At 65.4% G+C, this 12,510-nt stretch carries 12 protein-coding genes; 9 read left to right on the forward strand and 3 right to left on the reverse strand.

Features of this window, described 5'->3' with window-relative positions; all coding sequences use genetic code 11:
• Positions 1–147 precede the first annotated feature (147 nt).
• Both ACQR2C_RS03655 and ACQR2C_RS03660 read left to right on the forward strand, forming a co-directional pair.
• Positions 148–3,330: an efflux RND transporter permease subunit gene (locus tag ACQR2C_RS03655; protein WP_434880450.1), complete on the forward strand. Its 3,183-nt coding sequence runs from the start codon at positions 148–150 to the stop codon at positions 3,328–3,330.
• A 253-nt stretch (positions 3,331–3,583) separates the two neighbouring features.
• Positions 3,584–3,805 (forward strand): hypothetical protein, encoded by a 222-nt coding sequence (locus tag ACQR2C_RS03660; protein ID WP_434880451.1) that lies wholly within the window; start codon positions 3,584–3,586, stop codon positions 3,803–3,805.
• 129 nt (positions 3,806–3,934) lie between these two features.
• Here the strand turns inward: ACQR2C_RS03660 and ACQR2C_RS03665 are convergent, their stop codons facing one another.
• Positions 3,935–4,186, reverse strand: coding sequence for a hypothetical protein (locus ACQR2C_RS03665; protein ID WP_316179560.1), 252 nt, complete (start codon positions 4,184–4,186; stop codon positions 3,935–3,937).
• 383 nt (positions 4,187–4,569) lie between these two features.
• Here ACQR2C_RS03665 and ACQR2C_RS03670 point away from each other — a divergent pair, with 383 nt between their 5' ends.
• From ACQR2C_RS03670 to ACQR2C_RS03695, 6 genes are all read left to right on the forward strand, one after another.
• Positions 4,570–5,019: a DUF2975 domain-containing protein gene (locus ACQR2C_RS03670; protein WP_434880452.1), complete on the forward strand. Its 450-nt coding sequence runs from the start codon at positions 4,570–4,572 to the stop codon at positions 5,017–5,019.
• A gap of 10 nt (positions 5,020–5,029) precedes the next feature.
• On the forward strand, positions 5,030–5,260 hold the full coding sequence (locus ACQR2C_RS03675) for a helix-turn-helix domain-containing protein (protein ID WP_315801851.1): 231 nt from the start codon (positions 5,030–5,032) through the stop codon (positions 5,258–5,260).
• 336 nt (positions 5,261–5,596) lie between these two features.
• Complete coding sequence (locus tag ACQR2C_RS03680; protein WP_316217227.1) at positions 5,597–6,598, forward strand: ABC transporter substrate-binding protein; 1,002 nt, start codon at positions 5,597–5,599, stop codon at positions 6,596–6,598.
• A gap of 97 nt (positions 6,599–6,695) precedes the next feature.
• Entirely contained in the window at positions 6,696–7,790 is a 1,095-nt protein-coding gene (locus tag ACQR2C_RS03685; RefSeq protein WP_315801850.1) for an ABC transporter ATP-binding protein, read from the forward strand.
• A 35-nt stretch (positions 7,791–7,825) separates the two neighbouring features.
• Positions 7,826–8,938: an ABC transporter permease gene (locus ACQR2C_RS03690; RefSeq protein ID WP_434839698.1), complete on the forward strand. Its 1,113-nt coding sequence runs from the start codon at positions 7,826–7,828 to the stop codon at positions 8,936–8,938.
• Positions 8,935–9,714: an ABC transporter permease gene (locus ACQR2C_RS03695; protein WP_315801849.1), complete on the forward strand. Its 780-nt coding sequence runs from the start codon at positions 8,935–8,937 to the stop codon at positions 9,712–9,714. Before ACQR2C_RS03690 ends, ACQR2C_RS03695 begins: the two co-directional genes overlap by 4 nt.
• 122 nt (positions 9,715–9,836) lie before the next feature.
• Here ACQR2C_RS03695 and ACQR2C_RS03700 read toward each other — a convergent pair whose 3' ends face one another.
• Positions 9,837–10,736 (reverse strand): NAD-dependent epimerase/dehydratase family protein, encoded by a 900-nt coding sequence (locus tag ACQR2C_RS03700; RefSeq protein WP_315801848.1) that lies wholly within the window; start codon positions 10,734–10,736, stop codon positions 9,837–9,839.
• 371 nt (positions 10,737–11,107) lie between these two features.
• On the opposite strand from ACQR2C_RS03700, the gene ACQR2C_RS03705 reads away from it, so the two are divergent.
• Positions 11,108–11,656, forward strand: a complete 549-nt coding sequence (locus tag ACQR2C_RS03705; protein ID WP_434880453.1) for a hypothetical protein — start codon at positions 11,108–11,110, stop codon at positions 11,654–11,656.
• A gap of 146 nt (positions 11,657–11,802) precedes the next feature.
• On the opposite strand, the gene ACQR2C_RS03710 is transcribed toward ACQR2C_RS03705, so the two are convergent.
• Positions 11,803–12,396 (reverse strand): TetR-like C-terminal domain-containing protein, encoded by a 594-nt coding sequence (locus tag ACQR2C_RS03710; RefSeq protein WP_315802160.1) that lies wholly within the window; start codon positions 12,394–12,396, stop codon positions 11,803–11,805.
• Between the last annotated feature and the right edge of the window lie 114 nt (positions 12,397–12,510).

Consider the following 12,510-nt stretch of genomic DNA (forward strand, 5'->3'; position numbering starts at 1 on the left):
GACCCCCAGTCTTTTTCACCAACTGGCCGTCCGCGGTATGGGTCCCGGCGTTCGCCGGGACGACACCTGATCTGAGGCGGCAGCGAGCGCAATAGCTCGAGCGAATTTCATTTCACACGCTGACATCTCCCGACCACGGGGCCCCCCATGAACCTCTCCAAATTCTTCATCGATCGGCCGATCTTCGCAGGCGTGCTGTCGACGCTGATCTTTCTCGGCGGCTTGATCGCGCTGTTCTCCATGCCGATCTCCGAATATCCCGACGTCGTGCCGCCCTCGGTGGTGGTGCGCGCGACCTATCCCGGCGCCAATCCGAAGGTGATCGCCGAGACGGTGGCGACGCCGATCGAGGAGCAGATCAACGGCGTCGAGAACATGCTCTATATGAGCAGCCAGGCGACCACCGACGGCGCGATGACGCTCACGGTCACCTTCAAGCTCGGCACCGATCCGGACAAGGCCACCCAACTGGTGCAGAACCGCGTGCAGCAGGCCGAGCCGCGGCTGCCCGCCGTGGTGCGCCAGCTCGGTGTCATCACCAAGAAGAGCTCGCCCGACCTCACCATGGTCGTGCATCTGATTTCGCCGAACGGCCGCTACGATACGACGTACCTGCGCAACTACGCGGTGCTCAACGTCAAGGACCGGCTGGCGCGCATCGACGGCGTCGGCGACGTGCAGCTGTTCGGCGCCGGCGACTATTCGATGCGGGTGTGGGTCGATCCGCAGAAGGCGGCCGAGCACGGCCTCTCCGCTTCTGACATCGTCAAGGCGATCCAGGCGCAGAACGTCGAGGCCGCGGCCGGCGTGGTCGGCGCCTCGCCGAGCGTCAAGGGGCTCGACCTGCAGCTCTCGGTCAATGCCGAGGGCCGGCTGTCGAACGAGGACCAGTTCGCCGACATCGTCGTGAAGACCGGCGCTCATGGCGAGATCACGCGGCTGCGCGACGTCGCCCGCATCGAGCTCGGCGCCTCCGAGTACGGCCTGCGCTCGCTGCTCGACAACAAGCAGGCCGTGGCGATCCCGATCTTCCAGGCGCCCGGCTCCAACGCGCTGCAGATCTCGGACAACGTCCGCGCCACCATGGCCGAGATCAAGAAGACGATGCCGGAAGGCGTCGAGTATCACATCGTCTATGACCCCACACAGTTCGTGCGCTCCTCGATCGAGGCCGTCGTGCACACACTTTTCGAGGCCATCGTGCTGGTCGTGATCGTCGTGATCCTGTTCCTGCAGACCTGGCGCGCCTCGATCATCCCGCTGCTGGCTGTCCCCGTCTCGATCGTCGGCACGTTCGCGGTGATGCATCTGTTCGGCTTCTCGATCAACGCGCTCAGCCTGTTCGGCCTGGTGCTCGCGATCGGCATCGTCGTCGACGACGCCATCGTCGTCGTGGAGAACGTCGAGCGCAACATCGAGAGCGGCCTGTCGCCGCGTGACGCCACCTATCAGGCGATGCGCGAGGTGTCGGGACCGATCATCGCGATCGCTCTGGTGCTGGTCGCGGTGTTCGTGCCGCTCGCCTTCATCTCCGGCCTCACCGGGCAGTTCTACAAGCAGTTCGCGCTGACGATCGCGATCTCCACCGTGATCTCCGCGGTCAACTCGCTGACCCTGTCGCCGGCGCTGTCGGCGCTGCTGCTCAAGGGCCACCACGAGCCCAAGGATCGCCTCACCCGGATTCTCGATCGTACGCTCGGCTGGTTCTTCCGCGGCTTCAACCGCGCCTTCGTCCGCGCCTCCAACAATTACAGCGGCAGCGTGTCGAAGGTGATCACCGGCAAGGCCGCGGTGATGATCCTCTACGTCCTGCTGGTCGGCGCCACCGCCGTGCTGTTCAAGCAGGTGCCAGGCGGCTTCGTGCCGGGCCAGGACAAGCAGTACCTGGTCGGCTTCGCGCGGCTGCCGGACGGCGCCACGCTGGACCGCTCCGAGGAGGTGATCCGCAAGATGAGCGACATCGCGCTGACGCAGCCCGGCGTCGAGAGCTCGGTCGCCTTCCCCGGACTGTCGATCTCCGGCTTCACCAACTCCTCCAATGCCGGCATCGTGTTCTCGACCCTGAAGCCGTTCGACGAGCGCAAGGATCCGTCCTTGTCGGGCGGCGCGCTGGCGATGGAGCTCAACAAGAAGTACGCCGGCATCCAGGACGCCTTCATCGCGATGTTCCCGCCACCGCCGGTCAACGGCCTCGGCACCATCGGCGGCTTCAAGCTGCAGATCGAGGACCGCGCCGGCCTCGGCTACGAGGCGCTCAACGACGTCACCAAGGCGTTCATGGCGGGCCTGCAGAAGTCGCCCGAGATCGCCGGCGTATTCTCCAGCTTCCAGGTCAACGTGCCGCAACTCTTCGCCGACATCGACCGCACCAAGGCGTTGCAGCTCGGCGTGCCCGTGACGGAGGTGTTCAACACCCTGCAGATCTACCTCGGCTCCTACTACGTGAACGACTTCAACAAGTTCGGGCGCACCTATTCGGTGCGCGTGCAGGCCGACGCACCGTTCCGCGCCCGAGCCGACGATATCCGCCAGCTCAAGGTGCGCTCCGCCTCCGGCGACATGGTGCCGCTGTCGGCGCTGCTGAACGTGCGGCAGAGCGCCGGGCCCGAGCGCGCCATCCGCTACAACGGCTTCTTGTCATCGGACATCAACGCGGCAGCGGCGCCCGGCTTCTCCTCGGGCCAGGCGCAGGCGGCGGCCGAGCGGGTCGCGGCCGAGGTGCTGCCGCCCGGCTTTGCCTTCGAATGGACCGACCTGACCTATCAGGAGTTCATCGCCGGCAACTCCGGTCTGTGGGTCTTTCCGCTGGCGATCCTCCTGGTGTTCCTGGTGCTGGCCGCGCTGTATGAGAGCCTGACCTTGCCGCTCGCGATCCTGATGATCGTTCCGATGGCGCTGCTGGCGGCGATGTTCGGCGTCTACCTCTCGAAGGGCGACAACAACATCTTCACCCAGATCGGCCTGATCGTGCTCGTCGGCCTCTCGGCCAAGAACGCGATCCTGATCGTCGAATTCGCGCGCGAGCTCGAATTCGCCGGGCGCACGCCCCTGCGCGCCGCGATCGAGGCCAGCCGCCTGCGGCTGCGGCCGATCCTGATGACCTCGATGGCGTTCATCATGGGCGTGCTGCCGCTGGTGCTGTCGACCGGCGCGGGCTCCGAGATGCGGCGCGCGATGGGCGTCGCGGTGTTCTCCGGCATGATCGGCGTCACCGTGTTCGGCCTGTTCCTGACGCCTGTGTTCTACGTGCTGCTGCGAACACTGACCGGCATGAAGCCGCTCACCCAGCATGGCGGCCACGGTACGGTGGCGGCTCAACCCGCGGAGTAAACAAGAATGTGAACGCGCGTGATGTCGAGGGTCCAGAAACGCGATCGTCTCTTGATTCGTAGAGACAAATGGCCGCTGGCGTCCCCCATCACGCTCCCAAGATGATCCGTTTCGCGATCAATTCTACAGGACTGTGAAACGGATCACAGACCAGCGCAGCGGGATGGAGGACGCCAACTCCAGCACGTTGCGCCGACCCGGCGGCCTGTCCCGCACCAGGCCGCCGGGTCATTTGACCACAAGGAGTTGCAACATGGATTTTTTGAATCAAATGGTGGCAGCCCGGCTGATGAAGACGGCCGAGGGTTTTCAGCGCATCGGAGCACATGGAGGATTTCGCCGTCTCGCCGGCCCGGTCAGCGCTACAGCCAGCTCACGCCCCGCGGTGGGCCTGGTCGTCGACAATGCGGCAGCAGGTGATCCGTCGCTATCGCAGAGCTGCCCGGAGCGCGATGGCTGCGGCGCCGGTCTGTAGTGGCGCGCCTTGGCGCCGCATCAATGGACAGCACGCGCGCCTTTGAACGAAGCCGCGGCAAAACACGAAGTAACGACATTCATGGCGAAGACCGGCTTTGGCGCGTGATGGCTGCTGCGCCGGAACAGCTCATGGGCGCTTGCATCCTGCGCGATCGAGCATGTCCCTGACGATCAAAGGCGTTGCCGGCGTTTCCGCCGCGTCCTGCGCTGCGGCAGCGGAGCTCAGCGCCTGCCCGACAGTCGCCGCGCTCAAGTTCAACGAGGTGCGGCAGGTCGCGCGCCCCATGCTGGCGACTGCGCCAGCGGCCTCGCCGACGCCGGCAAGGTAGGCGGTGAGAACCTGCTGGGCCGTCCGGTCGGTCGGCGCCTTCTCCAGCATCTGAACCACCTGCGCGACCGATATAAGGCCGCGAGAGGTGGATGGCGCGGCGCTGGATGGAGAAGTCGTCATAACAGCGGACGCGAAGGCGACAGTGACGGCCAGTCTGGCCCGGCAATGAGACATGAGGTGGCTCCTGAGCTAACACCCCATCTGTCGAACGAAAATAAATTATTGTCAAACGATAATTTTTGATCGTATCGTGATCCTGTCGGCGCACTGCCGAGACACCAATCAACCGTGGGGGCCATTCGACCATGACGCAAACAACAGAGATGTCCGGCACGAGTGCCGCGCGCTCCGGACGCAGCAATCGCATTCGCCGGCTCAGCCAACTGATGGCGGCAAGCTGTCTCGTCACATCCGGGCTGCTCGCCGCGGCAATGGCGCTCTATTGGGCCTTGACGCCCGCGCCCACGCTGTTCAACCACGCCGGCATCCCGAATGCGCCGGTGACCGAGATCGACTGGTCCACGCGGGCCCTCGCGTTCAGCATCGCCATGGTGCCGCTGGGGACGCTGATCTGGGGCCTGCTGAGCGGACGTCGTTGCTTCGACGCCTTCGCCGCCGGCCGCATCTTCTCGCGGGACTCGATCCAACAGCTCAAGACGTTTGCGATCGCCGTCGCGGCATCAGCCCTGCTGAAACCACTGGCCGGTGCGGCGCTGTCCGTCGTTCTGAGTTTCCATCAACCGGCGGGAGCGAAGACCCTCGCGCTGAGCGTCGGATCGGATACGCTCATAGCGCTGATTTTCGCAGGGACGGTTGCGGTCATCGCCTGGGTGATGACGGAGGCGCTGGAGATCGCCGACGAAAACAAGCAATTCGTCTGAAGGACAGGACATGCCGATCCGAGTGCGGCTGGGCGTGATGCTCGCCGAACGCAATGTGAAGTCCAAAGATCTGGCCGAGTATGTCGGGATCACCGAGGCCAACCTGTCCCTGCTCAAACAAGGCAAGGTGAAGGGTGTGCGCTTCGAGACCCTCGAGCGGATCTGCCGGTTTCTCGGCTGCCAGCCCGGAGACCTGCTGAGATATGAGGAAGCGCCGTCGACGGAGACGGACATCGGATGAAACCACAACCGCGATCAAGATCATGCGTTGCGGTGAAGCGGACGGGCGGCCGCACGGCGCCCCTGCCACGCGAACCGGCTCCATTAGCGCTTCGCCGCGACGCCGCTAATGCAGCGCATGAACGCCAAAATAGCATCATGTGACGATCAAAACTCGCGCTTGCCAGGGCTTGGTCCAGCCGATAGCTTTTTTGAACCTTTCAAGCGCCTGGGATCATCGAGCATGCTTTTTCTGCGGACCAACTCCACGACGGCAACAGTGTCGAGCGCGACGGATCGGCCTGTCAGACGCGCAGCCGCAACCGTGTCGAAGACGGTGCTGGTGACCGCAGCCGCGATGCTAGGTCTCCTCGTTTCCGCGCAGGCGCGTGATCTCACCGTCGTGTCCTGGGGCGGCAACTACCAGGACGCGCAGCGCAAGATCTACTTCCAGCCCTTCGCCGCCAAGCTCGGCGCCACCGTGCTCGACGAGAGCTGGGACGGCGGCTATGGCGTGCTGCAGGCCAAGGTGAAGGCCGGGGTGCCGAACTGGGATGCGGTGCAGGTCGAGGCCGAGGAGCTCGAGCTCGGCTGCAGCGACGGCATCTACGAGAAGATCGACTGGAGCAAGATCGGCGACAAGAAAGGCTTCATCCCTGCCGGCGTCAGCGATTGCGGCGTCGGCGCCATCGTGTGGTCGACCGGAATGGCGTTCGACGGCGATAAGATCAAGGACGGGCCGAAGACCTGGGCGGACTTCTGGGACACGGCAAAGTTTCCGGGCAAGCGCGGCCTGCGCAAGGGCGCCAAATACACGCTCGAGTTCGCGCTGATGGCCGACGGCGTGCCGGCGACCGACGTCTACAAGGTGTTGAAGACCAAAGAGGGCGTCGAGCGCGCCTTCAAGAAGCTCGACGCGCTCAAGGCCGACATCGTGTGGTGGGAGGCCGGCGCGCAGCCGCTGCAGCTGTTGTCGTCCGGCCAGGTCGCGATGACCTCGGTCTATAACGGCCGCATCACCGCCATCAACCGCACCGAGGGCAAGCATTTCGGCTTCGTGTTTCCGGGCAGCATCTATGCGGTCGACAGCTGGGTCGTGCTCAAGAGCTCGCCCAACAAGGATGCCGCGATGAACTTCATCGCCTTTGCGAGCCAGGCCGAGAACCAGGCCAAGCTGCCGGAATACATCGCCTACGGCCTGCCGAACATCGCCGCTGCCAAGCTGGTGCCGGAGAAATACGCCGCGGAGCTGCCGACGACCCCCGAAAACCTGAAGCAGGCGATCGCGCTGGACGTCGGCTTCTGGACGGACAATTCGGAAGAGCTGTCGAAGCGCTTCAACGCCTGGCTGGCGCGCTGAGGCCCGCCGCTTCCGCACACCGGGCGCGCGATCGTCGCGACGCGCGCCTGCCCGCCTCGTATGAGTCCCGGCGAGGTCCGCGCCGAAAGCCTTCGTCATGGATACCCCCTTCATCTCGTTCCGGCAGGTGGTCAAGCGCTTCGCCGCGCTGACCGTGGTCGACGATCTCGACCTCGATATCGCCCGCGGCGAGTTCGTCGCCCTGCTCGGCCCCTCCGGCTCCGGCAAGACCACGCTGTTGATGATGCTGGCCGGCTTCGAGCAGCCGACCAGCGGCACGATCGCGGTCAATGGCGTCAGGGTCGACGGGCTCCCGCCGCACAAGCGCAACATGGGCGTGGTGTTCCAGAACTACGCGCTGTTCCCGCACATGAGCGTGCGCGACAACATCGCGTTTCCCCTGAAGATGCGCGGCACGCCCAAGCCCGAGATCGCCACGCGGGTCGCGCGCGTGCTCGACATGGTGAAGCTGTCGGCCATGGCGGAGCGCAAGCCGGCGCAGCTCTCCGGCGGCCAGCAGCAACGCGTGGCGCTGGCCCGCGCGCTGGTGTTCGAGCCGCAGGTGGTGCTGATGGACGAGCCGCTCGGCGCGCTCGACAAGAAGCTGCGCGAGCAGATGCAACTCGACATCCGCGACCTGCACCGCCGGCTCGGCCTCACCATCGTATTCGTCACCCACGACCAGGACGAGGCGCTGACGATGTCCGACCGCATCGCCGTGTTCAACCACGGCAGGATCGAGCAGATCGGCACGCCGCGCGAGATCTACGAGCTGCCGCGGACGCCGTTCGTCGCCGAGTTCATCGGCGAGACCAACCTGCTGTCGTGCAAGGTGGCTGAGCAGGCCGGCGAGGCGATGCGGCTGACGACGGACTCGGGCCTTACGCTTTCGGCGCATGCCGGCGCTGATCGCGTCGATGGCGGCAAGGTGCAGGTCTCGATCCGACCCGAGGCGATCCGGATCAACGATCATGCGGCCGCAACCGCAAACCGCCTGACCGCGCGCATCATGGACGCGGTGTATTTCGGCGATCACATGCGTCTGGTCGCCACGGTCGGCGCGCAGCGGCTGATCATCAAGGGCGACCGTGCCGGCCAGGCCGCGGAGGTCGGCAGCGAGGTCGCGCTATCGTTCGCGGCGTCGGATGTCTGGGTGGTGGGATCATGCGACCAGACCTCCGCCAACGGTTGACGGCATCTCTGCTGCTCGCGCCGCTGCTGGCGTTCATGCTGTCGTTCTTCGTCGTGCCTCTGGTGACGATGATGAAGTCGGCGGTGTCCGATCCGGTCGCGACCGAGTCCCTGCCCCGCACCCACACGGCGCTGGCGCGCTGGGACCGCACCAGCGTGCCTCCTGCAGCGGCGCAGGCCGCGTTCGTCGACGACATCCGCAGGCTGACCAATGACGAGCAGTTCGGCGATCTCGTGCGCCGCCTCAACAGCGCGCAGTCCGGCTTCCGCAGCCTGCTCGGCAAGACCCGCCGCGCGCTCGACGGCGACGGCGCGGCCGACCTCGCCGCGATCGATTCGCGCTGGAGCGAGACATCCTATTGGATGACCATCGCGGACGCCGTCGCCTCGCCCTGGACCGACAAGAACCTGCTCGCCGCGGTCGACCTCGAGCGCGACGCCGCCGGCGATATCGCCGCGATGCCGGAGGGCAGCTCGGCCAACCGCCTGATCATGATCCGGACCTTCGTGACCTCGGCGCTGGTGACGCTGGCCTGCATCCTGATCGGCCTGCCCTACGCGATGGTCGCCGCATCCGTGGAAGGCTGGCGCCGGCAGGCGCTGCTCGGCGCCGTGCTGCTGCCGCTGTGGACGTCGCTCCTGGTGCGCACCGCGGCCTGGTACGTCGTGCTGCAGGACAACGGCCTGATCAACGCGACCCTGAGGGGGCTCGGCCTGACCTCCGGTCCGGTCCCGCTGATGTTCAACCGGCTCGGCGTCGTCATCGCCATGACGCATGTGCTGCTGCCGTTCATGGTGCTGCCGATCTTCAGCGTGCTGATCGCGATCCCGCGCAACCTGATGCCGGCGGCGGCATCGCTCGGCGCGCATCCGCTGCGCGCCTTCCTCCACGTGCTGCTGCCGCTGTCGATGCGCGGCGTCGTCTCCGGCGCGCTGCTCGTGTTCATGGCCGCGCTGGGCTACTACATCACCCCCGCGCTGATCGGCGGCGCCAACGACCAGATGATCTCCTCGGTGATCGCCTATTACGCCACTGGCGCGGCGAACTGGGGCATGGCCGGCGCGCTCGGCCTCGTCCTGCTGGCGATGACCATCCTGCTCTATGCCGTCTACATCCGGCTGACCTCGGCCGAGGAGCAGCACGCATGAAGCTCCTGCCGGTCGTCAAGCTGCTGTTCGCGATCGCCGTCGTCGTGTTCCTGCTCGGGCCGCTGATCGCGGTGCTGCCGCTGTCGCTGACCGACAGCGTGTTCCTGAACTATCCCATTCCCGGCTATTCGACGCGCTGGTTTCGCGAGCTGGTCACCGCCGAATCCTGGCGGCTGTCGATCGTCAACAGCCTGCTGATCGGCTCGGGGACCACAGCCCTCGCAACGCTGCTCGGCACGCTGGCCGCGCTCGGCCTGCGCGGCAAACGCGCCTCGCTGCTGGTCTCGACGCTGCGCACGGTGTTCTTGCTGCCGATGGTGGTGCCGGCGGTCGTGCTCGGGGTCGGCATGCAGCTGATGTTTTCGCGCTACGGGCTCACCAACACCTATCTCGGCGTCATCATCGCGCACACCGTCGTCGCCGTGCCGTTCGTGCTCGTCAACGTCTCCTCGGCCTTGCAGGGCGTCGATCTCCAGCTCGAGCGCGCCGCCGCGAGCCTCGGCGCCTCGCCCGCCGTGGTGCTGCGTACGGTGACGTTTCCGATTGCGCTGCCCGGTATCATCTCCGGCGCCCTGTTCGCTTTCGCGACGTCGCTCGACGAGGTCGTGCTGACCTTGTTCGTCGCCGGCCCCAACCAGCGCACCCTGGCGCGGCAAATGTTCGCCACCATCCGCGAGAACATCAGCCCGGCGATCGTGTCCGCCGCGGCCGTGTTCATCGTCGGCACCATCGTGCTGTCACTCGCGATGCTGGTAATCCGTCGGCGGATGGCGTGACGTTCCGTAGGGCGGATTGGCGCAGCGTAATCCGCCGCCCGCGCACGAATGGCCGTCCATATTGCAGCAGCCGAAGCGGAAGAAGGCGGATTACGCTGCGCTAATCCGCCCTACTCGATGAGCTATCCCGCCTTCACATATTTCCGCCAATCATGTTCTTCCTTGAACCCGAGCACTTCGCGCGCTTTCCTGTTCGACAGCGGCGCCTCGCGCTCGCCGAGGTCGCGGGTGATCGGAGTCTTCGGGCAATAGCGCTGCAGCAATTCGCGCGTCGGCATATTGGCCGTCACCGTGTCATTCACGGCGTTGAAGACCTGGAAGCCGAGACCATCCTTCTGGATCGCCAGATGCACGATCTCGCCGAGGTCGCGCGCGTCGATATAGGACCAGGCGTTGCGCTTGCGCGACGGCGGGTCGGCGAGGAAACGCGGGAACATGTCGTATTCATGCGGCTCGATGACATTGCCGATGCGGAGTGCGTAGATGTCGATGCCGTAGCGCATGGCGAAGGCTCGCGCGGTCTTTTCGTTCACGACCTTGGACAGGCCGTAGGAGTCCATCGGGTCGGTGTCGTAGTCCTCCTCGAGCGGAAAGCTCCTGAAATCCTTGTCGCCCTCGGCGAAGCAGACTCCATAGGTTGTCTCGCTGGAGGCGATGATGATCTTGCGTACGCCGAGCTTCGCCGCAGCCTCGATGACGTTGTAGGTGCTGACAGTGTTGACGCGAAAGGTCTCATTGTCGGGCTCGATCAGCACGCGCGGGATCGCGGCGAAATGCACCACCGCATCCGGCGCCCGTGGCGGCCGGCCGGCGTTGAAGCCGCCGAAGCCGTAATGCGTGGTCAGCGCGTTGAAGGCCTGGCCGCTGTCCGTCAGATCCGCGATCAGGGTGTTGATCCCGGGGTGATCGAACGGCTTGAGATCGACGTTGAGGAGCTCGTAGCCCTTGCCCTGCAGATGTGGCAGCACATGCCGGCCCGCCTTGCCCGTTCCGCCGGTGAACACCACGCGTTTGCTTGTCATCGTTCTGTCCTCGTGAATGCGCCGGTTCTAGCAGCTTGCGCCGCAGCCGCTCCATAGGAACTTCCCATCCAATGTCCATGTGGTCGGACGGCGCCGGCCAACGACCGCACAGGCCGACAAGGCCTCTATTTCTTGTTGAATGTTTTCAAAAACACATTTCCAGCGCGATTCTTTTAATCCAAATTTTGTCGCTCTGATGATCAGCCGACGCTCACGCAACTCGCTCCCGCTCGATCGGCACCGACGCCGGCAGAACCATAAGTGCGAATCTTCTCACAATCAGTAGCAAGGTTCCCGATCTCGTGATAGGTAACTAATTGCAGTTAGATGGATGGATCGGGCGGCTTGGTCGCCCCGGAAAGGACGCTGTCATGCGATTGTCGTCTCGTGTCGTCGCGCCGTCATTTGTTGCTGTGTTCGCGACGATCTTGCTATGCGGCCCGGCGGTCTCGCAGCCCACGAAGGGCTCCGCGCTTCCCGAGGTCACGGTCGATGCGCCCAAGCAGGTCGCGCGGCCCTATCGGCCGCAGCACGCAGCCAGCGCCGGGACCTCCCGCCGAGCACGGCCAGCCGCTCAGGCCGCATCCCAGACGACGCCATCGCCGGCGGTTGCGCCGGGTTCGGTGGAGGCACGGTTCGCCACGCTGGAGCGAGCCGCCAGCAGCTGCAACGGCGGCTGCGAGACGAGCTTCAAGACCGGTGGTGCGCCATGGGTCGGATGCAGCCTGTCGAGCCAGGAATTCTCGCATTTCGATACGACCTGCAGCGACACGCTGAGATACAAGCACTACGCGGATTGCGCGGAGACCAAGGCGTTCCTCGGCTGGGATCGCAACAAGGTCTGGCTGCATTGCAGCAGCCTCTTGGCCGGCGGCAAGTTTCAGGTCGCCGAGCTGAAGCGAGCGCGGCGCGCCCGTTAGTCCGCCTCAGCTGAGCTGAAGTTGAAGCACATTTGTCGGCCTGCGCGTGCTCCGGTCGACACCTCGTGAGCCGACGTCTTTCTCACGCGTCCTGCGATGTTCATCTGGTCTCAGCGCGTGACCGTATCTCACGCACATTGACTGCGTCAGCCGCGAGCTGGTGCGCGGCTTCCAGCCCCCGCGATCGCCCGCACGACACGTGCGATACGTTCGTCGCGCGCGGCAGGCCTGATACGTCCTGACCGTTCGAGCGCGGCGAGGCCATGAAGGGCCGCCCAGAACGTCTCGGTGACGACCGCGGCATCCTTGCAGAAGGGCGCGATGACCGCGGCCAGCGCATCGAAAGCAGCCCGCAGCTCCGGCCTCGTCTCCGCCACCGCGAACCGCAGATCGGTCGGCAGGACGAACATGGCATCGTAGAGCGCAGGACGGCCGAGCGCGAAGCCGAGATAGGCCGCAGCGACATTCTTGAGCGCAGAGCCGCGAGCGCTCGCTTGCCTCGCCGCGTCTTCGAGGGCGGCCGTGATCTCCTTGAAGCCCTCGAGGGCAACCGCGGACACGATCGCGTCCCTGTTCTCGAAATGCGAATAGAGCACGGGCTGGCTGTATTCGATCTCGTCGGCCAGGCGCCGGATCGTCACCGCGCCCCATCCCTCGCGCTCCGCGATCGCGCGCGCGGCCGCGACGATGTGCTGCTCGCGCTCGGCGCGCGCCCTGCCCTTTCGCTCTGCGATGCCCAGATTCTCGCCCTCCGCCGGACAGCACTCACCATACCACCGCTTGACGATCTAGCAACGCTAGATTATTGTCCTAGCGTTGCTAGGTTATCGACGGCCGTTAGAACGGAGGGTCGC

It is taken from the genome of Bradyrhizobium sp. HKCCYLRH3061 (assembly GCF_051168015.1).
In the GTDB taxonomy this organism is placed as follows: domain Bacteria; phylum Pseudomonadota; class Alphaproteobacteria; order Rhizobiales; family Xanthobacteraceae; genus Bradyrhizobium.

Bases quoted from the DNA above. Each gene is read 5' to 3' on its own strand.
- ACQR2C_RS03655 (WP_434880450.1), top strand. From the start codon at position 148: ATGAACCTCTCCAAATTCTTCATCGATCGGCCGATCTTCGCAGGCGTG.
- ACQR2C_RS03660 (WP_434880451.1), top strand. From the start codon at position 3,584: ATGGATTTTTTGAATCAAATGGTGGCAGCCCGGCTGATGAAGACGGCC.
- ACQR2C_RS03685 (WP_315801850.1), top strand. From the start codon at position 6,696: ATGGATACCCCCTTCATCTCGTTCCGGCAGGTGGTCAAGCGCTTCGCC.
- ACQR2C_RS03695 (WP_315801849.1), top strand. From the start codon at position 8,935: ATGAAGCTCCTGCCGGTCGTCAAGCTGCTGTTCGCGATCGCCGTCGTC.
- ACQR2C_RS03700 (WP_315801848.1), bottom strand. From the start codon at position 10,736: ATGACAAGCAAACGCGTGGTGTTCACCGGCGGAACGGGCAAGGCGGGC.
- ACQR2C_RS03705 (WP_434880453.1), top strand. From the start codon at position 11,108: ATGCGATTGTCGTCTCGTGTCGTCGCGCCGTCATTTGTTGCTGTGTTC.
- ACQR2C_RS03690 (WP_434839698.1), top strand. From the start codon at position 7,826: ATGCTGTCGTTCTTCGTCGTGCCTCTGGTGACGATGATGAAGTCGGCG.
- ACQR2C_RS03670 (WP_434880452.1), top strand. From the start codon at position 4,570: ATGGCGCTCTATTGGGCCTTGACGCCCGCGCCCACGCTGTTCAACCAC.
- ACQR2C_RS03675 (WP_315801851.1), top strand. From the start codon at position 5,030: ATGCCGATCCGAGTGCGGCTGGGCGTGATGCTCGCCGAACGCAATGTG.
- ACQR2C_RS03665 (WP_316179560.1), bottom strand. From the start codon at position 4,186: ATGCTGGAGAAGGCGCCGACCGACCGGACGGCCCAGCAGGTTCTCACC.
- ACQR2C_RS03680 (WP_316217227.1), top strand. From the start codon at position 5,597: ATGCTAGGTCTCCTCGTTTCCGCGCAGGCGCGTGATCTCACCGTCGTG.